Below are 17,669 nucleotides of genomic sequence, written 5' to 3' on the forward strand. Positions count from 1 at the left end.
CTCTTAACCGCAAGCGGTCGGCGCGCACAAGCGGCTTATGCCGCGGCAAAGCTTGCGCCAAGCTGACTCAGGCCCCTTTTCCGATGACGTGATTCGGCCTAAGCGGTCCGCATGTTTTCTTCACTTCGCAAATTATTCTCGTCTGAACCCGATCCGCGCGAGGCGCGTCGCCCGCTGTGGAATGCCGTCGTCGCAACCGCGCGCGCGCCGCACTGGTATGCGCAAGGTACGGTGCCCGACACGCTCGACGGCAGGTTTGACATGATCAGCCTCGTGCTTGCGCTCGTCCTGCACCGGATCGACGACGAACCGGCACAGGGTCTCGCGGGTGTCCAACTGACCGAATTGTTCGTCGGCGACATGGACGGACAGATGCGTCAGATCGGCTTTGGCGACATGGTCGTGGGCAAACAGGTGGGCCGGATGATGAGCGCGCTGGGCGGCCGGCTGGGCGCATATCGCTCGGCCGACGGATCGGCCGAGTTGCGCGCCGCACTGGTCCGCAACCTGTGGCGCGGGGTGGAGCCGGACGAGGCCGGTTTGGCGCATGTGATGGCGGAAGTCGCATCGCTGCGTAGCCAGCTTGCAGCAACGCCAGTGTCCGACCTGATCGTCGCCGATCGGCTGGACGGAGCGCGGGCGTGAGCGCACCTGAATTTCCGCTGGTCGTGACGCTCGCCGACGCAGCACATGGTCGCGTCATTTCAGCCGAAGCCGATGCCGGCGCGCGCGACGCGATCGCCCGGCGGCTCGGCCTGGTTGCGATCGACCGCTTTGTACTGACCGCTGAAGTCCGCGCGATCGCGGGCGGAATCGGCGCGAAAGGCGAAGTGCGGGCCGATGTCATACAGGCCTGCGCCGCGACCGACCTGCCCGTTCCGGCGACGATCAACGAAGCTTTCGACCTCCGCTTTCTGCGCGATGTCGATGCGCCGGTGGGCGAAGATGAAGAGATCGAGATCGGAAGCGAGGATCTCGACCTACTCCCGCTCGAAGGCGACAGGGTCGATCTTGGCGATTCGGCCGTGCAGACGCTGTCGCTCGCGCTCGACCCGTTCCCGCGCCATCCCGACGCCGACCGCATCCTTGCCGAAAAGGGCGTACTCAGCGAGGATGCCGCGGGGCCGTTTGCGGCCTTAGCGAAGCTGCGCGGAAAGCCCGACGCCTAACGACCTTCGTCAGGGACGGGCTTCGCTTCTTCCTCGACCAGATCGGCGACCGCGGCGTCGAGCCCAGGCTCTTCCTTCGCCGCCGGTGTTTCCGATTTCGGCTTTTCCGCTGCCTTTTCGTCGCGCGTCGGCGGCAGCGCGCCGCCGAGCGCATTGGCGAGGCCGAGCAATTGCTCACCGATCACCTTGTCGACCGCGGGCGCGATATCCGCGACCTTGAAGCGCATATAGCCGCCGACGACATAGTCGAAGCGCAGCGCGCTGCCCGTCGGGGTTTCCTTGATCTGGATGGTCAGCGTGCCATTGAGCGCTTCGCCCTGCAGCGGGCCGAACGCGCCCGACAGGCGCAGCATCTGGCCCGGTTTCGAAAAGAGGACGCGCGCGTGCTGAACGCTGCCGACGCCCGCACCCGTATCGGGCAATTTTTCGCAGAAGCAGCCGCCGGCTTGCGAATCGAGCCAGAAGTTCGCGGCGTCGCCCGACCAGCTATGATCCTTTGACCACCAGCTTTCGGGCATGCGGAGCATTTTCCACACGTCGGCGGGGGTCGCGGCGACCTGTGCGGTGTGCGCGACGGTGAAGCCCGCCTCGCTCTGGTCGACGACCTTGGCGTTTGCGGCCGGCGCCAAAGCGAGTGCCGCGATCGTCGCCGCGCCCGCGAAATAACTGGAAAATGCCATCAGCCTGTCCCCCTTGGCGCCTCAATAACCGGCGCTGGGAGGACTGGCTAGCCTCAGCCCGCGAGGATCGTTTCGATCGCGTCGTTGACCTCGTCGATCGGCGCCATTCCGTCGACGTGCGTCACGATGCCGCGCGCTTCGTAGATCGGCAGGATCGGAGCGGTCTTGGCGCGATATTCGGCCATGCGCGTGCGCACCGTTTCCTCATTGTCGTCGGGACGGCGCTTGAATTCCTCCGACCCGCAAACGTCACAAACATTGTCCACTTTGGGAAGCTTGTATCGATCGTGATAGCCTGCGCCGCATTTGGCGCAGCTGAAGCGGCCGGTGATGCGGTCGACAAGCGCGTCTTCCTCGACCTGCAGTTCGATCACATGGTCGAGCTTGCGGCCGCGTGCCGACAGGATGCCATCGAGGGCTTCGGCCTGCGCCGCGGTGCGAGGATAGCCGTCGAAGATCACCGAGACGTCACTGCCAAGCTGGTCGAGCCGTTCGCCGATCAGGCCCGAGACGATTTCGTCCGAGACGAGTTCGCCCGCGTCCATGACGGCTTTCGCCTGCACGCCGATCGGCGTCCCGGCCTTGACCGCCGCGCGGAGCATGTCGCCAGTCGAGAGCTGGACCATGCCATGCTCTTCTTCGAGCCGAACCGCCTGCGTTCCCTTGCCCGCCCCCGGCGGACCCAGCAAAATGATATTCAGCGTCATGGGGACCCCTGTTTGCCCTACCGTGTCGCGAGTGCCGTAGCTTGGCGATCAACGCCGCGCAACGCCGCCCTTCAATTTGGCCTTTTTGATGAGGTCGCCATATTGGTGCGCGAGCATGTGGCTCTGGATCTGGCTGATCGTATCGATCGTGACGTTCACGATGATCAGCAGGCTGGTGCCGCCGAGCTGGAACGGCAACCCCGACCCCGCGATGAAATATTCGGGGATCAGACAGATCGCCGCCAGATAGGCCGCACCGAGCACGGTGATGCGCGTCAGCACGAAATCGAGATAGGCGGCGGTGTTCTTGCCCGGGCGAATGCCGGGAATGAAGCCGTTCTGGCGCTTCAGATTGTCGGCGGTTTCTTCGGGATTGAAGACCACGGCAACATAGAAGAAGCAGAAGAAGACGATACCCGCGGCATAGAGCGCCATATAAAGCGGCTGGCCGTGCGCGAGATACTGGTTGAGCGTGATCAGGAAATCGCCGGTCGCGGTGTCGCCCTGAACATTCTGGCCCATCATCTGAGTGACGGTCAGCGGCATCAGCAGCAGCGACGAGGCAAAGATCGGCGGGATCACGCCCGCGGTGTTGACCTTGAGCGGCAGGTGGCTGCGGTCCGCCTGCATCACGCCGCGCTGCGTCGCGCGCTTGGGATATTGAACGAGGACGCGGCGCTGTGCACGTTCCATGAAGCTGATGAAGGCGATGACGACGATCGCGCCGCCGACGACGGCGAGGATCGTGCCGCCGCCCATCGAGCCTTCACGAACCTGCGTGAACATCTGCGCGAAGCTGCGCGGCAACTGGGCAAGAATGCCCGCCATGATGATCAGCGAGACGCCGTTCCCGATCCCGCGGCTGGTGATCTGTTCGCCCAACCACATCAGGAAGAGCGTACCGCCGACGATGCTGATCACCGCGCCGATGCGGAACAACATGCCGGGGTCGACGACCGCGGCGATGCCCTGGCTCGCGCCGAGCGATTCGAGCCCGACAGCGATGAAATAACCCTGGATCGCGGTGAGTCCGACCGTCCCGTAGCGCGTATATTGGTTGAGCTTCTTGCGCCCGCTTTCGCCCTCTTTCTTGAGTGCGGCGAGGCTGGGCGACAGGGCCGCCGCTAGCTGCACGACGATCGACGCCGTGATATAGGGCATGACGCCGAGCGCGATGATGCTCATCCGCTCAAGGCTGCCGCCCGAGAAGGTGTTGAAAATGTCGAGGACGCCGCCCGACGCGGCCTGGCTGTAGAGCGACGCCAGCGCAACGGGGTCGACCCCGGGCAGCGGCACGAACGACAGGAAACGGAAGACGATCAGCGCGCCGATCGTGAACCAGATGCGGTTCTTGAGTTCGGTCGCCTGACCGAACTTCGAAAAGTTCAGGTTGGAAGCAAGCTGGTCGGCGCGAGAGGCCATGGGTGTTTTCCTCGGATATTCCGGACCGCGCCCCCCGCGACCCGGCGCCTATGTGCGTTCGGCGGTGACGAAGCGCAAGGGGAAAGGCCTATTTTGCGACGCAGCTCGTCGATACCGGCTGCATCATCCGTTCGCATCGAACGGGAAATAACAGATCGTCAAACGACGAAGGGCGACCCGTGTTCCGAGCCGCCCCTTCGCCTTGATTATTCCGCCTTGGCTTTGGCGCGGCGCTGGGCCTTCTTGCCTTCGCCTTCGGGCTTGGGTTCGGGCAATTCAACCTTGCCGCCAGCCTTTTCGACCGCTTCGATCGCGCCTTTCGACGCGCCGGCAACGGCGAAGTTCAGCTTCGCGGTGATTTCACCCTTGGCGAGGAGACGGACGCCATCCTTGCCGCCACGGGCAACGCCGGCAGCCTTGAGCGCGGCGTGATCGATCACAGCCTTCGCGTCGAGCTTCTTCTCGTCGACCAGCTTCTGGATCATGCCCAGATTCACGATCGCGAAATCCTTGCCGAAGATGTTGTTGAAGCCACGCTTCGGGATACGCATGTGAAGGGGCATCTGGCCGCCTTCAAAGCCGTTGATCGCGACGCCGCTACGGGCCTTCTGGCCCTTTTGACCGCGACCGGCGGTCTTGCCCTTGCCCGAGCCGATGCCGCGTCCAACGCGCATGCGGCCCTTGCGGGCGCCATTGTTGTCACGAAGTTCGTTAAGCTTGATAGTCATTGCACTCGCTTTCGCTTTTATCGCGCTGATAGATATAAGGTCGGGTCGTGAGGGGCTCAGCCCTCGACGACTTCGACCATGTGCGGCAGCTTGCGGATCATGCCGCGCACTTCCGGGGTGTCGACCAGTTCGACCTCGCGGTGCATCTTGCCCAGGCCGAGGCCGGTCAGGATCGCACGCTGGCTCTTGGGACGACGGATCGGCGAACCGATCTGGCGGATCTTGATCTTCTTGTCAGCCATCGTCTTACTCCGTCACCGCCGCGGCTTCGGCCTCGGCTGCGCGGTCGGAAGCACCGCCACGCTTGATCAGGTCCGAAACCTTCTTGCCGCGACGCTGCGCGACCGACTTCGGGCTGGTCTGCTCACCGAGCGCTTCGAAAGTAGCGCGGATCATGTTGTAGGGGTTCGAAGTGCCGACCGACTTGGTCACCACGTCCGCAACGCCCAGCGATTCGAACACGGCGCGCATCGGGCCGCCGGCGATGATGCCGGTACCGGCAGGAGCCGAACGCAGCGTCACATTACCGGCGCCGAACACACCGCGACCATCATGGTGCAGCGTGCGGCCGTCGCGCAGCGGAACGCGAATCATCGCCTTCTTCGCAGCAGCGGTTGCCTTCGAAATGGCTTCGGGCACTTCGCGCGCCTTGCCATGACCGAAACCGGCACGACCCTTGCCGTCGCCGACGACGACGAGCGCGGCGAAACCGAAGCGCTTGCCGCCCTTCACCGTCTTTGAAACGCGGTTGATGTGAACGAGCTTTTCGATGAGCTCTTCGCCACCTTCTTCGTCGCGCGGGCGACGATCGTCGCGGCGGCCTCGGCCACCGTCACGACCGCCACGACCGCCGTCGCGGCCACCACGGCCACGGCGGGGAGCGCCGGTGTTTTCGGTCGCTTCGACAGCGCCTTCGACGTTCTGTACTTCGTCAGCCATAATCAGAACTCCAATCCGCCTTCGCGAGCCGCGTCGGCCAGCGCCTTGATGCGCCCGTGGAACAGGAAACCGCCGCGGTCGAACACGACCTGGGTCACGCCGGCCTTCTTCGCGGCAGCGGCGAGGCGCTTGCCAACGTCGGCGGCAGCAGCCGTGGTCGCGCCGGTCTTGCCGCGGACATCCTTGTCCAGCGTCGAGGCCGAAGCCAGCGTCTGGCCGGCGGCGTCATCGATGAGCTGCGCATAGATGTGACGGCCCGAACGGTGCACCGAAAGGCGCGGACGCCCGGCTGCACGCTGGCGGAGGGCGGTACGGACGCGCTGGCGCCGTTTTTCGAAAGTGGTAAGATGTGCCATGGCTTACTTCTTCTTGCCTTCTTTGCGGAAGATGTACTCGCCGCGATATTTGATGCCCTTGCCCTTATAGGGTTCGGGCTTACGCCAACGGCGAATTTCCGCCGCGACCTGGCCGACCTTCTGCTTGTCGATACCGCTGATCTCGATCGTCGTGTTGTCCGGCGTCTTGATCTCGATGCCTTCGGGCACCGCAAAATCGACATCATGGCTGTAGCCGAGCTGCAGCTTGAGCGTCTTGCCCTGCGAGTTGGCGCGATAGCCGACACCGGTGATCTCGAGGACCTTGGTGAAGCCTTCGGTCACACCCGTGATCAGGTTCTGGACCAGCGTACGCTGCATGCCCCAGAAAGCGCGTGCTTCGCGGGTGCCGTTCGCGGGCTGAACCGAAATGCTGCCTTCGGCGACTTCATAGTTGATGAGGTCGGAAAGCGGCATCGCGAGCGTGCCCTTCGGTCCCTTGACCGACAGCTGACCGCCATCGATCGCGGCGGTGACGCCGCCCGGAATCGGTACTGCCTTTTTACCAATGCGCGACATCAGAACACCTCCGCCAGCACTTCGCCGCCGACATTATGTTCGCGTGCTTCGGCGTCCGAGAGAACGCCGCGCGGGGTCGACACGATGGTGATACCAAGGCCGTTGCGCACGATCGGAAGTTCTTTCGAACCCGAATAGACGCGGCGGCCCGGCTTCGAAACGCGAGCCACATGGCGGATCGCCGGCTGGCCTTCGAAATATTTGAGCTCGATGCGGATGCCCTTGTGCTGGCCCTTGGCACCCAGCGCTTCTTCGCTGTAGCCGCGGATATAGCCTTCACGCTGGAGAACATCGAGAACGCGGACGCGCAGGGTCGAGGCGGGAGTCAGGACGCTGTCCTTCTTCGCCTGCTGGCCGTTGCGGATGCGGGTGAGCATATCACCCAGGGGATCGGTCATTGCCATCTTGTCAGTCCCTTACCAGCTCGACTTCACAACACCGGGGATCAGGCCCTTGTTGGCCAGATCGCGGAGTTGGATACGGCACAGCCGGAATTTGCGATAATAAGCGCGCGGGCGCCCGGTCAGCTCGCACCGGTTACGGATGCGGGTCGGGTTACCATTGCGCGGGATTTCCGCCATCTTGAGGCGCGCGATCAGACGCTCGCCATCGTCGAGCGACGTATCTGCCGCAATCGCCTTCAGCTTCGCATAACGGCCGGCATATTTCTTCACCAGCTGCTTGCGACGCTCGTTCTTGTTTACCGAACTCAGTTTCGCCATGACTTAAGTTCTCTTTCCTTCTTGAAAGAGCCTGCCAGATCCCGAGGGATCAGGCGGCTTCCTTTTCCTGCGCAACGATCGGGAAGGGGAAGCCGAACAGCTTGAGCAGTTCGCGGGCTTCGTCGTCCGTACGAGCGGTGGTGGTGACGATCACGTCCATGCCGCGCACCTGGTCGATGCGGTCATAGTTGATCTCGGGGAAGATGATCTGCTCTTTCAGGCCCATGGCATAGTTGCCACGGCCGTCGAAGCTGGTCGCCGACACGCCGCGGAAGTCGCGGATGCGCGGCATTGCGATCGTGATCAGGCGGTCGAGGAATTCATACATGCGTTCGCGGCGCAGGGTCACCTTGCAGCCAATCGGCATGCCTTCGCGCAGCTTGAACTGTGCGATCGACTTCTTCGCCTTGGTCACGACGGGCTTCTGGCCGGCGATGAGTTCCATCTCGGCAGCGGCCGATTCGACCTTCTTCTTGTCCTGCGTGGCTTCGCCGACGCCCATGTTGAGCGTGATCTTTTCGATCTTCGGCACTTCCATCGCATTCTTGTAACCGAACTTCTCGGTCATCGCCTTGACGATCACATCGTCATAGCGCTTGCGCATGCGCGGGGTGTAATTGTCAGCCATTGAGCGTCTCCCCGGACTTCACGGCCACGCGGACCTTCTTGCCGTCCTTGGTTTCAAAACGAACGCGCGTCGGCTTGCCGGTCTTGGGATCGGCAATCGCGACCTTGCTCGCGTACAGCGGCGCTTCCTTGCGCTCCAGGCCACCCTGCGGGTTGGTCTGGCTCGGCTTGCGGTGGCGCGTGATGATGTTGACGCCCGCGACAACGACCTTGCCGTCTTTCGGCAGGCTCTGCGTCACTTCGCCGGTCTTGCCCTTGTCCTTGCCGGACAGGATGACAACCGTGTCGCCCTTCTTGATCTTGTTCGCCATGGTTAGAGGACCTCCGGCGCCAGGCTGATGATCTTCATATAGCCGCGGCCGCGCAGTTCGCGGACGACGGGGCCGAAGATACGGGTGCCGATGGGCTCTTCATTCTTGTTGACGAGCACGGCAGCGTTGCTGTCGAAACGGATGACCGAGCCATCGGCACGGCGCACGTCCTTGGCGGTGCGAACGATAACGGCGCGATGCACGTCACCCTTCTTCACCTTGCCGCGGGGCTGAGCTTCCTTGATCGACACGACGATCACGTCGCCCACGCCGGCGGTACGACGCTTCGAGCCGCCCAGAACCTTGATGCACTGGACGCGCTTGGCACCGCTGTTGTCAGCGACTTCCAATTGTGACTGCATCTGGATCATCGATGCATTTCCTTCTTTTTTGGCCTACCGGGATGCCCCGGCGGTTCCGTGAAAATCAGCTTAGGCGTCAGCGGCCGTTTTGGGCTTGCTGTGGGTGTCGACCTTGTCGAGCACCTTCCACGTCTTCAGCTTCGAAATCGGCTTCGTTTCCTCGATGCGGACGGTTTCGCCAGCCTTGATGGCGTTGTCCTCATCGTGGGCGTGATATTTTTTCGAGCGGCGGATGATCTTGCCGTACAGAGGGTGCTTCACCTTCCGTTCGACCTTCACCACGACGGTCTTGTCGCCCTTGTCGGACACCACCGTACCGGTCAGAATGCGCTTCGGCATCGATAGTCTCCTTACTTCGCGGCCGAGCGCGTACGCTCGGTCTGCTGCGTCTTGATGCGCGCGATCGAGCGGCGCACTTCCTTGACGCGTGAGGCCTTTTCAAGCTGGCCGGTGGCCGCCTGGAAGCGGAGGTTGAACGCCTCGCGCTTCAGTTCGCCAAGCTGTTCGGCGAGCTGGTCGTCGGTCTTGGCCTTGAAATCTTCGGTCTTGGCCATGTCCTTAACCCTCCAGATGCGAGGTGTCGCCGAGACGGGCGATCACCTTCGTCTTGATCGGCAGCTTCATCGCGGCGCGTTCGAACGCCAGCGCGGCCACGGGGCCCGGAACGCCGTCGAGTTCGAACAGGATGCGACCCGGCTTCACGCGAGCGGCCCAGAATTCCGGCGAACCCTTGCCCTTACCCATACGGACTTCGGCAGGCTTCGACGACACGGGGACGTCGGGGAAAATGCGGATCCACAAACGGCCCTGACGCTTGATCGCGCGGCTGATCGCACGGCGAGCCGCTTCGATCTGGCGGGCGGTGATGCGCTCGGGTTCCATCGCCTTCAGCCCGTAGGAGCCGAAGTTCAGGCTGGTTCCGCCCTTGGCATTGCCATGGATGCGGCCCTTGAAAGCCTTACGGAACTTGGTTTTTTTCGGTTGCAGCATGTCAGCAGTCCTTAGCGGCGATCTTCACGAGCCGGACGGACGCCGGTCGTCTGTGCGTCGAGCATCAGACGGTCGGTCGCCATCGGATCGTGGCCGAGAATCTCGCCCTTGAAGATCCACACCTTGATCCCGCACACGCCATAGGCGGTGTGCGCGGTCGATTCGGCATAGTCGACATTGGCGCGCAGCGTGTGAAGCGGCACCCGGCCTTCGCGATACCATTCGGTACGTGCGATTTCCGCGCCGCCCAGACGGCCGGCGCAGTTGATACGGATGCCTTCGGCGCCCAGACGCATCGCCGACTGAACCGCGCGCTTCATGGCGCGACGGAACGCGACGCGGCGTTCGAGCTGATCGGCAATGCCCTGGCCGACGAGCTTGGCGTCGACTTCGGGCTTGCGGATTTCGACGATGTTCAGCGACACGTCGCTGCCCGTCAGTTCACCGAGCTTCTTGCGAAGCTTTTCGATGTCCGCGCCCTTCTTGCCGATGATGACGCCCGGACGGGCGGCATAGATCGAAACGCGGCACAGCTTGGCCGGACGTTCGATCACGACCTTCGAGATCGCGGCCTGCGGCAGGTTCTTGAACACATACTGACGGATCTTCAGATCCTCGACCAGCATGCGGCCATAGTCCTGGCCTTCGGCGAACCAGCGGCTGTCCCAGGTGCGGTTGACCTGCAGGCGCAGGCCGATCGGATTGCTCTTCTGGCCCATCTTACGCCTCTTCTTCCTGTTCGCGCACGACGATCCGGATGCGGCTGAACGGCTTGACGATCCGGGTCGACTTGCCGCGGCCACGTGCGTGCCAGCGCTTCATCGAGATCGACTTGCCGACGCTGGCTTCCTTGATGACGAGCGCATCAACGTCGAGGTTGTGGTTGTTTTCCGCGTTGGCGACGGCGCTGGCGAGAACCTTGCGCACGTCGACAGCCATCGCCTTCTTCGAGAAGGTGAGGATGTTCATCGCGTCTTCGACCTTGCGGCCACGGATCAGCGCGGCGACGAGGTTGAGCTTCTGCGCCGAACCGCGAATCTGCGTGCCGACCGAGAGAGCCTCGTTATCGGCGACGCGGCGGGGGGACTTTTCCTTGCCCATTAGCGTTTGCCCTTCTTGTCGGCCGCGTGGCCGGGGAAGAAGCGCGTCGGCGCAAATTCACCCAGCTTCATGCCGACCATGTCTTCGTTCACCGACACCGGCACGAACTTGCGGCCGTTGTAGACGTTGAAGGTCAGCCCGACGAACTGCGGCAGGATGGTGGACCGGCGCGACCAGGTCTTGATCGGGGCAGAGCTGCCACCGTCCTGGGCCGTTTCGGCTTTCTTGAGGAGATGAAGGTCCACAAAGGGACCCTTCCAGACCGAGCGAGCCATGGCTTACCTCTTCTTCTTCGCGTGACGCGACCGGATGATCATCTTGTCGGTCGACTTGTTGTGACGGGTACGAGCACCCTTGGTCGGCTTGCCCCACGGGGTAACCGGATGACGGCCACCCGAGGTGCGGCCTTCACCACCACCATGCGGGTGATCGACCGGGTTCTTCGCGACACCGCGGGTCAGCGGACGCTTGCCCAGCCAGCGGTTGCGACCAGCCTTGCCGAGGTTGGTGTTCTGGTTGTCGGGGTTCGACACCGCACCGACCGTGCCCATGCACTCGCCGCGGATATAACGCTGTTCGCCCGAACCGAGACGCACGATGACGAGACCGCGGTCACGACCGACGACCTGTGCATAGGTGCCAGCCGAACGGGCGATCTGGCCACCCTTGCCCGGCTTCATCTCGATATTGTGGACGATCGTTCCGACCGGCATCTGCGACAATTCCATCGCATTGCCCGGCTTCACGTCGGTCTTCTTGCCGGCGACGACGGTGTCGCCAACGGCCAGACGCTGCGGCGCCAGGATATAGGTCTGCTCGCCGTCTTCATATTTGACGAGCGCGATGAACGCCGTGCGGTTGGGGTCATATTCCAAACGCTCGACGACAGCCGGCATGTCCCACTTGCGACGCTTGAAGTCGATGAAGCGGTACTTCTGCTTGTGGCCGCCAGCGATACCGCGCGAGGTCACATGACCCTTGTTGTTGCGGCCACCGGTCTTGCGCTTGCCTTCGGTCAGCGCCTTGACGGGCTTGCCCTTCCACAGCGACGACTTGTCGACGAGGATCAGGCCGCGCTGCGCGGGGCTGGTCGGATTATAGGATTTAAGTGCCATTTTCTCTGCCTCTTCCTACAATCAGACGCCGGTCGTGACGTCGATCGACTGGCCTGCGGCCAGGCGAACGATCGCCTTCTTCACGTCGCTGCGGGTGTAGGGCTTGCCCTTCCAGCGCTTGGTCTTGCCCTTGGTGACGAGCGTGTTGACGCTCAGCACCTTGACATCGAACAGCGCCTCGACGGCGGCCTTGATGGCGGGCTTGGTCGCGTCGTTCGCGACCTTGAACACCACCGCGTCATTTTCGCTGAGCAGCGTCGACTTTTCGGTGATCACCGGAGCGAGGATCACGTCATAGTGACGCGCGTCGATGGTTTTTGCCTTAGCCATTGCAGCGGGCCTCCAGCTTTTCGACCGCCGCGCGGGTCAGGACCAGCGTGTCGGCACGGATGATGTCATAGACATTGGCACCGATGGCGGGCAGCGCGTCGACACCGATGAGGTTGGCCGAAGCCATTGCGAAGCTTTCGTGCACCGCGTCACCGTCGATGAAGAGTGCGCGATTGCCGAGTTCGAGCTTGCCGAGCTTGCCGGCGAGCGCCTTGGTCTTCGCGTCCTTGAGCTCGAGCGTGTCGAGAACGACGAGCTTGCCGCCCTTCGCCTTGTCGCTCAATGCCATCTTCAGGCCGAGGGTGCGGATCTTCTTGTTCAGCGAGTGGCCGAAGGTGCGGGCACGGGGGCCGTGCGCCTTACCACCACCGATGAAGATCGGCGCCTTGCGATCGCCGTGACGAGCGGTACCGCCGCCCTTCTGGCGACCGAACTTCTTGCCGGTGCGCGACACATCGCTGCGTTCGCGGGCGGCACGAGCCGGACCACGGCGCTTTTCGAGCTGCCATGCAACGACGCGATGCAGGATGTCGGCGCGGGCGTCGACGCCGAACACATCGTCATTGAGATCGATGTCGGTGCCGGCCTTGCCGTCGAGGGTCTGAACCTTGACCTTCATGATCAGGACTCCTGTGCGCCGTCGGTGGCCGCGGTGTCGACGACGGTTTCTTCAACCGGCGTTTCGACCGGCGCGTCAGCCGGGGCTTCGTTGCTGTTGGCCGCGCTCTTGATGCCCGCCGGATAGGGGGCCTCGGGGTGACGCGGCAGCTTCACCGCATCGCGGACGAGCAACCAGCCGCCCTTCGAGCCAGGGACCGAGCCCTTGACGAAGAGAAGGCCGCGCTCGACGTCGGTGCGGACGATTTCGAGATTCTGCTGGGTGCGATTGCGCGCGCCCATGTGGCCGGCCATCTTCTTGTTCTTGAAGACGCGGCCCGGATCCTGACGGTTACCGGTCGAACCATGCGCACGGTGGCTGATCGAAACACCGTGGGAGGCGCGCATACCGCCGAAACCCCAGCGCTTCATCGCACCGGCAAAGCCCTTACCCTGGGTAACACCCTGGATGTCGACGATCTGGCCGGCGACGAAGTGATCGGCCGACAGTTCGGCGCCGACGTCGAGCGTCGCGTCGTCAGCGACGCGGAATTCGACGACCTTTGCCTTCGGCTCGACTTCGGCCTTGCCATAGGCACCACGCTGCGGCTTGGCGACATTCTTCGCCTTTGCCGAGCCAGCACCGAGCTGAACGGCCACATAGCCGTCACGTTCTTTATCGCGGACAGAGACGACCTGACAGCCTTCGAGGCTCAGGACGGTGACGGGCACGTGGCGGCCGTCGTCCTGAAACAGGCGGGTCATCCCCATTTTCTTCGCGATCACGCCAGTACGCATGATCCATACTCCTAAACAGAGGCCGGGCGGACCATTCCGCACGGCTTGCGGGACCCATCGAGGCAAGCCTCAACAGAACCCTCCCAGCCCAAAATTTCGATGCATCGCCCCGTCCGGGCTGAGGTGCCGCCATCCCGAAGGATTTGCGGCGAGACGGGGGACGCAGCCCGGTCGTAAATGCCTTCCAAGGAAAGCGACCGGCGGTATCCACCCTATCGTCGGTCCGGATCGCTCCGGACAATGCAGGCGCCGAAGCGGCCTGCCGATAGAGACCCCGGTTTTCACCGGGGCTGCGCTGGCTTAGGCCAGCTTGATTTCGACGTTCACGCCCGCGGCGAGGTCGAGCTTCATCAGCGCGTCGACCGTCTGCGGGGTGGGCTGCACGATGTCGAGCAGCCGCTTGTGGGTACGCACCTCGAACTGCTCGCGCGACTTCTTGTCGACATGCGGGCCGCGGTTCACGGTGAATTTTTCAATACGCGTCGGAAGCGGGATCGGACCGCGAATGAGTGCGCCCGTGCGACGTGCCGTGTCGGCAATGTCGGTGGTGGCCTGATCGAGCACGCGGTGATCAAAGGCCTTCAGGCGAATGCGAATATTCTGCGTTTCCATGACTGTTCCAGTCGAATCCCGTCTAACGATGCGAAAGAGCCGAAATGGCCTGTTCCGGCCCCCTAGTGGAAGCCGGCTCGGCCATCAAAATTCTTAAAGCTACGAGCCGCCCGAATCACTTCCGAATCGAGCGGCTCGCGGCCCTATATTACTTTGTGATCGTCGCGACAACCCCTGCGCCGACCGTGCGGCCACCTTCGCGAATTGCGAAGCGCAGACCCGGGTCCATGGCGATCGGGGCAATCAGCTTGACCGACAGCTGGACGTTGTCGCCCGGCATGACCATTTCGGTGCCCTCGGGGAGGATAACCTCACCGGTGACGTCCGTGGTGCGGAAGTAGAACTGCGGACGATAGTTCGCGAAGAACGGCGTGTGACGGCCGCCTTCGTCCTTCGACAGGACGTACACTTCCGAGGTGAACTCGGTGTGCGGCGTGATCGAACCCGGCTTAGCCAGAACCTGGCCACGCTCAACTTCTTCACGGCCGACGCCGCGGATCAGCGCACCGATGTTGTCGCCAGCCTGGCCCTGGTCGAGCAGCTTGCGGAACATTTCGACGCCGGTGACGACGGTCTTCTTGGTGTCCTTGATGCCGACGATTTCGACTTCTTCACCGACCTTGACGATGCCGGTTTCGACGCGGCCGGTAACAACCGTACCACGACCCGAGATCGAGAACACGTCTTCGATCGGCATCAGGAAGGGCTTGTCGAGCGGACGTTCCGGCTGCGGGATCCACGCGTCGACGGCTTCCATCAGCTTCAGGATCGCGTCCTTGCCGATGTTGTCGTCGCGACCTTCGAGGGCGGCGAGAGCCGAACCCGGGATGATCGGAATATTGTCGCCGTCGAAATCGCGCTTCGACAGTTCTTCGCGGATTTCGAGCTCAACGAGTTCGAGCAGTTCGGGATCGTCAAGCTGGTCGACCTTGTTGAGGAAGACGACCATGGTCGGAACGCCGACCTGCTTCGCGAGCAGGATGTGCTCCTTCGTCTGGGGCATCGGGCCGTCAGCGGCCGACACGACGAGGATCGCGCCGTCCATCTGGGCAGCACCGGTGATCATGTTCTTGACGTAGTCAGCGTGACCCGGGCAGTCGACGTGCGCGTAGTGGCGGCCGTTGGTTTCATATTCGACGTGTGCGGTCGAAATGGTGATGCCGCGCTCGCGCTCTTCGGGAGCCTTGTCGATGTTCGCGAAGTCAACGGCGGCGTTGCCCGCAACGTTTTCCGCCAGCACCTTGGTGATCGCTGCGGTCAGCGAGGTCTTGCCATGGTCGACGTGACCGATGGTGCCGATGTTGCAGTGCGGCTTCGTCCGCTCAAATTTAGCCTTGGCCATGATGTAACAACCTTCTTGTTCGATGTTTGCGTTGATCAGTCCTGGACGAGCCTGCTGAATCAGGCGCCGCCCTTAGAGGGTCTTGCCGCGCGGTGCAAGCCCGCGCGGCTTTGACCCATCAGGCCATCTTGGCCTTCACTTCTTCGGCGACGTTGGTCGGCACTTCTTCATAATGCGAGAATTGCATCGAGTAGCTTGCGCGACCCTGGCTGAAGCTGCGCAGCTGATTCACATAGCCGAACATGTTCGCCAGCGGAACGATCGCCTCGACGACCTGGGCGATGCCCCGGCTGTCGGTGCCCTGAATCTGCCCGCGACGGCTGTTAAGGTCGCCGATCACGTCACCCATGAATTCCTCAGGGGTAACGACTTCGACCTTCATCACCGGTTCGAGCAGCTTGATGCCGGCCTTCGCCGCCACTTCGCGCATTGCCGCACGGCCCGCGATTTCGAACGCCAGCGCCGACGAGTCGACGTCGTGATACGCGCCGTCCGTGAGCTTGATTTCGAAGTCGATGATCGGGAAGCCGATCATGTGACCGTTTTCGGCCGACTCGCGCATGCCCTTTTCAACCGACGGAATATATTCGCGCGGAATGTTACCGCCCTTGATTTCGTCGATGAAGGTGATGCCCGCGCCGCGTTCGCCGGGAGCGACGCTGACCTTGACGCGGCCGAACTGGCCCGAGCCGCCCGACTGCTTCTTGTGGGTATAGTCGACGTCAACAGCCTTCGCGAGCGATTCGCGGTACGCCACCTGCGGCGCGCCGACGTTCGCTTCGACCTTGAACTCGCGCTTCATACGATCGACGAGAATGTCGAGGTGAAGCTCGCCCATGCCCTTGATGATCGTCTGACCCGATTCATGGTCGGTCGACACGCGGAACGAGGGATCCTCGGCAGCCAGGCGGTTGAGCGCGATGCCCATACGTTCCTGGTCGGCCTTGGTCTTCGGTTCCACCGACAGTTCGATAACCGGCTCGGGGAATTCCATGCGCTCGAGGATGATCGGCGCGTTGGTGGCGCAGAGCGTGTCCCCGGTGGTGGTTTCCTTGAGGCCGGCAAGCGCGACGATGTCGCCCGCATAGGCTTCTTCGATGTCTTCGCGGCTGTTCGCATGCATCAGCAGCATACGACCGACCTTTTCCTTCTTGTCCTTCACCGAGTTCAGGTACGTGCCCTTGTTCAGGGTACCCGAGTAGATGCGGGCGAAGGTGAGCGAACCGACGAACGGGTCGTTCATGATCTTGAACGCGAGCAGCGACAGAGGAGCCGAGTCCGACGTCTCACGCGAGTCGGGCTGGTCGGTGTCCGGGTTGATGCCCTGAACGTCAGGAATGTCGAGCGGCGAAGGCAGATAGTCGACGACCGCGTCGAGCAGCGTCTGGACGCCCTTGTTCTTGAACGCCGAGCCGCAGAGGACCGGAACGAACGCCTGTGCCAGCGTACCCTTGCGGATCAGCTTCTTGAGCGTGGCGACGTCGGGGACAGTGCCTTCGAGATAGGCTTCCATCGCGTCGTCGTCCTGTTCGACGGCGAGCTCGACGAGCTTTTCGCGATATTCGGCAGCCTTGTCGGCAAGGTCGGCCGGGATTTCTTCATAGAAGAATTCGGCGCCGAGGCTTTCGTCCTTCCAGATGATCGCACGCTCGTTGACCAGGTCGACGAGGCCCTTGAAGCCGCCTTCCGAACCGATCGGCAGATAAAGCACGGCCGGGGTCGCGCCGAGGCGATCGATGATCGTCTGGACGCAATAATAGAAATCGGCACCGGTACGGTCGAGCTTGTTGATGAAGCACATCCGCGGAACCTTGTACTTGTCCGCCTGACGCCACACGGTTTCCGACTGCGGCTCAACGCCGGCAACGCCGTCGAACGCGGTGATCGCGCCGTCGAGCACGCGCAGCGAACGCTCGACTTCAATCGTGAAGTCGACGTGGCCGGGGGTGTCGATGATGTTCAGGCGGTGTTCCGGACCCTGACCTTCTTCGGCCTTCCACAGGCAGGTGGTGGCAGCCGACGTGATCGTGATGCCGCGTTCCTGTTCCTGCTCCATCCAGTCCATCGTGGCGGCGCCGTCATGGACTTCGCCGATCTTATAGGACTTGCCGGTGTAATAGAGAATGCGCTCGGTCGTCGTGGTCTTGCCGGCGTCGATGTGCGCCATGATACCGAAATTGCGATAGCGTTCGAGCGGATGGCTGCGTGCCATGGTCTTTTCCTT

Annotated in this window: 28 protein-coding genes; 2 read left to right on the forward strand and 26 right to left on the reverse strand. The window is 62.7% G+C overall.

The annotated features are described in order from the left end of the window. Positions 1–111 precede the first annotated feature (111 nt). Together KEC45_RS18975 and KEC45_RS18980 are read left to right on the forward strand one after the other, a co-directional pair. Positions 112–645: a ubiquinol-cytochrome C chaperone family protein gene (locus KEC45_RS18975; RefSeq protein WP_252171249.1), complete on the forward strand. Its 534-nt coding sequence runs from the start codon at positions 112–114 to the stop codon at positions 643–645. After that, complete coding sequence (locus KEC45_RS18980; RefSeq protein ID WP_062186296.1) at positions 642–1,169, forward strand: DUF177 domain-containing protein; 528 nt, start codon at positions 642–644, stop codon at positions 1,167–1,169. The genes KEC45_RS18975 and KEC45_RS18980 overlap by 4 nt, the downstream gene beginning before the upstream one ends. Here the strand turns inward: KEC45_RS18980 and KEC45_RS18985 are convergent. The 26 genes from KEC45_RS18985 to fusA form a co-directional block, all read right to left on the reverse strand. After that, complete coding sequence (locus tag KEC45_RS18985; RefSeq protein ID WP_062186294.1) at positions 1,166–1,849, reverse strand: hypothetical protein; 684 nt, start codon at positions 1,847–1,849, stop codon at positions 1,166–1,168. The genes KEC45_RS18980 and KEC45_RS18985 overlap by 4 nt on opposite strands. Positions 1,850–1,902: 53 nt before the next feature. Next, on the reverse strand, positions 1,903–2,556 hold the full coding sequence (locus tag KEC45_RS18990; protein WP_193749234.1) for an adenylate kinase: 654 nt from the start codon (positions 2,554–2,556) through the stop codon (positions 1,903–1,905). A 48-nt stretch (positions 2,557–2,604) separates the two neighbouring features. Then, the gene (secY, locus tag KEC45_RS18995; RefSeq protein WP_062186292.1) at positions 2,605–3,978 is read right to left on the reverse strand and encodes a preprotein translocase subunit SecY; all 1,374 of its coding nucleotides are present in this window, start codon (positions 3,976–3,978) and stop codon (positions 2,605–2,607) included. A gap of 206 nt (positions 3,979–4,184) precedes the next feature. Continuing rightward, positions 4,185–4,706: a 50S ribosomal protein L15 gene (rplO, locus tag KEC45_RS19000; RefSeq protein ID WP_083436013.1), complete on the reverse strand. Its 522-nt coding sequence runs from the start codon at positions 4,704–4,706 to the stop codon at positions 4,185–4,187. Positions 4,707–4,762: 56 nt separating this feature from the next. Further along, on the reverse strand, positions 4,763–4,948 hold the full coding sequence (gene rpmD, locus KEC45_RS19005; protein WP_037515666.1) for a 50S ribosomal protein L30: 186 nt from the start codon (positions 4,946–4,948) through the stop codon (positions 4,763–4,765). A 4-nt stretch (positions 4,949–4,952) separates the two neighbouring features. Then, complete coding sequence (rpsE, locus tag KEC45_RS19010) at positions 4,953–5,645, reverse strand: 30S ribosomal protein S5 (RefSeq protein ID WP_062186290.1); 693 nt, start codon at positions 5,643–5,645, stop codon at positions 4,953–4,955. Between the two features lie 2 nt (positions 5,646–5,647). Then, on the reverse strand, positions 5,648–6,001 hold the full coding sequence (gene rplR / locus KEC45_RS19015) for a 50S ribosomal protein L18 (protein ID WP_062186287.1): 354 nt from the start codon (positions 5,999–6,001) through the stop codon (positions 5,648–5,650). A 3-nt stretch (positions 6,002–6,004) separates the two neighbouring features. Continuing rightward, positions 6,005–6,538: a 50S ribosomal protein L6 gene (gene rplF, locus KEC45_RS19020; protein WP_062186285.1), complete on the reverse strand. Its 534-nt coding sequence runs from the start codon at positions 6,536–6,538 to the stop codon at positions 6,005–6,007. Then, positions 6,538–6,942, reverse strand: coding sequence for a 30S ribosomal protein S8 (gene rpsH / locus KEC45_RS19025; RefSeq protein WP_054589697.1), 405 nt, complete (start codon positions 6,940–6,942; stop codon positions 6,538–6,540). Before rpsH ends, rplF begins: the two co-directional genes overlap by 1 nt. 12 nt (positions 6,943–6,954) lie before the next feature. Continuing rightward, the gene (gene rpsN, locus KEC45_RS19030) at positions 6,955–7,260 is read right to left on the reverse strand and encodes a 30S ribosomal protein S14 (protein ID WP_037556379.1); all 306 of its coding nucleotides are present in this window, start codon (positions 7,258–7,260) and stop codon (positions 6,955–6,957) included. A 49-nt stretch (positions 7,261–7,309) separates the two neighbouring features. Continuing rightward, positions 7,310–7,888 (reverse strand): 50S ribosomal protein L5, encoded by a 579-nt coding sequence (gene rplE, locus KEC45_RS19035; protein WP_062186283.1) that lies wholly within the window; start codon positions 7,886–7,888, stop codon positions 7,310–7,312. Further along, positions 7,881–8,198 (reverse strand): 50S ribosomal protein L24, encoded by a 318-nt coding sequence (rplX, locus tag KEC45_RS19040; RefSeq protein ID WP_062186282.1) that lies wholly within the window; start codon positions 8,196–8,198, stop codon positions 7,881–7,883. The genes rplE and rplX overlap by 8 nt, the downstream gene beginning before the upstream one ends. 2 nt (positions 8,199–8,200) lie before the next feature. Then, positions 8,201–8,569, reverse strand: coding sequence for a 50S ribosomal protein L14 (gene rplN, locus KEC45_RS19045; RefSeq protein WP_011543078.1), 369 nt, complete (start codon positions 8,567–8,569; stop codon positions 8,201–8,203). 60 nt (positions 8,570–8,629) lie between these two features. Further along, on the reverse strand, positions 8,630–8,899 hold the full coding sequence (gene rpsQ / locus KEC45_RS19050) for a 30S ribosomal protein S17 (protein ID WP_039578283.1): 270 nt from the start codon (positions 8,897–8,899) through the stop codon (positions 8,630–8,632). 11 nt (positions 8,900–8,910) lie between these two features. After that, entirely contained in the window at positions 8,911–9,114 is a 204-nt protein-coding gene (gene rpmC, locus KEC45_RS19055) for a 50S ribosomal protein L29 (protein ID WP_037515654.1), read from the reverse strand. A 4-nt stretch (positions 9,115–9,118) separates the two neighbouring features. Beyond that, entirely contained in the window at positions 9,119–9,550 is a 432-nt protein-coding gene (gene rplP, locus KEC45_RS19060) for a 50S ribosomal protein L16 (protein WP_037515653.1), read from the reverse strand. Between the two features lie 11 nt (positions 9,551–9,561). Beyond that, a complete protein-coding gene (gene rpsC / locus KEC45_RS19065) occupies positions 9,562–10,269 on the reverse strand; it encodes a 30S ribosomal protein S3 (protein WP_037515652.1) in 708 nt (235 codons plus the stop codon). 1 nt (position 10,270) lies between these two features. Continuing rightward, a complete protein-coding gene (gene rplV / locus KEC45_RS19070) occupies positions 10,271–10,651 on the reverse strand; it encodes a 50S ribosomal protein L22 (RefSeq protein WP_037515650.1) in 381 nt (126 codons plus the stop codon). Continuing rightward, positions 10,651–10,926: a 30S ribosomal protein S19 gene (gene rpsS, locus KEC45_RS19075; protein ID WP_037556370.1), complete on the reverse strand. Its 276-nt coding sequence runs from the start codon at positions 10,924–10,926 to the stop codon at positions 10,651–10,653. Before rpsS ends, rplV begins: the two co-directional genes overlap by 1 nt. A gap of 3 nt (positions 10,927–10,929) precedes the next feature. Beyond that, entirely contained in the window at positions 10,930–11,766 is an 837-nt protein-coding gene (rplB, locus tag KEC45_RS19080) for a 50S ribosomal protein L2 (protein WP_062186280.1), read from the reverse strand. 21 nt (positions 11,767–11,787) lie between these two features. Continuing rightward, positions 11,788–12,096, reverse strand: a complete 309-nt coding sequence (locus KEC45_RS19085; RefSeq protein ID WP_062186279.1) for a 50S ribosomal protein L23 — start codon at positions 12,094–12,096, stop codon at positions 11,788–11,790. Further along, entirely contained in the window at positions 12,089–12,715 is a 627-nt protein-coding gene (gene rplD / locus KEC45_RS19090; RefSeq protein ID WP_062186277.1) for a 50S ribosomal protein L4, read from the reverse strand. Before rplD ends, KEC45_RS19085 begins: the two co-directional genes overlap by 8 nt. A 2-nt stretch (positions 12,716–12,717) precedes the next feature. Then, positions 12,718–13,491, reverse strand: coding sequence for a 50S ribosomal protein L3 (rplC, locus tag KEC45_RS19095; RefSeq protein WP_062186276.1), 774 nt, complete (start codon positions 13,489–13,491; stop codon positions 12,718–12,720). Between the two features lie 300 nt (positions 13,492–13,791). Beyond that, entirely contained in the window at positions 13,792–14,103 is a 312-nt protein-coding gene (rpsJ, locus tag KEC45_RS19100; protein WP_003042199.1) for a 30S ribosomal protein S10, read from the reverse strand. Between the two features lie 148 nt (positions 14,104–14,251). Next, positions 14,252–15,445, reverse strand: a complete 1,194-nt coding sequence (gene tuf / locus KEC45_RS19105; RefSeq protein ID WP_062186274.1) for an elongation factor Tu — start codon at positions 15,443–15,445, stop codon at positions 14,252–14,254. Between the two features lie 118 nt (positions 15,446–15,563). Further along, a complete protein-coding gene (fusA, locus tag KEC45_RS19110; protein WP_062186272.1) occupies positions 15,564–17,657 on the reverse strand; it encodes an elongation factor G in 2,094 nt (697 codons plus the stop codon). Positions 17,658–17,669: the final 12 nt, after the last annotated feature.

Source organism: Sphingopyxis sp. USTB-05 (assembly GCF_023822045.1).
GTDB lineage: Bacteria > Pseudomonadota > Alphaproteobacteria > Sphingomonadales > Sphingomonadaceae > Sphingopyxis.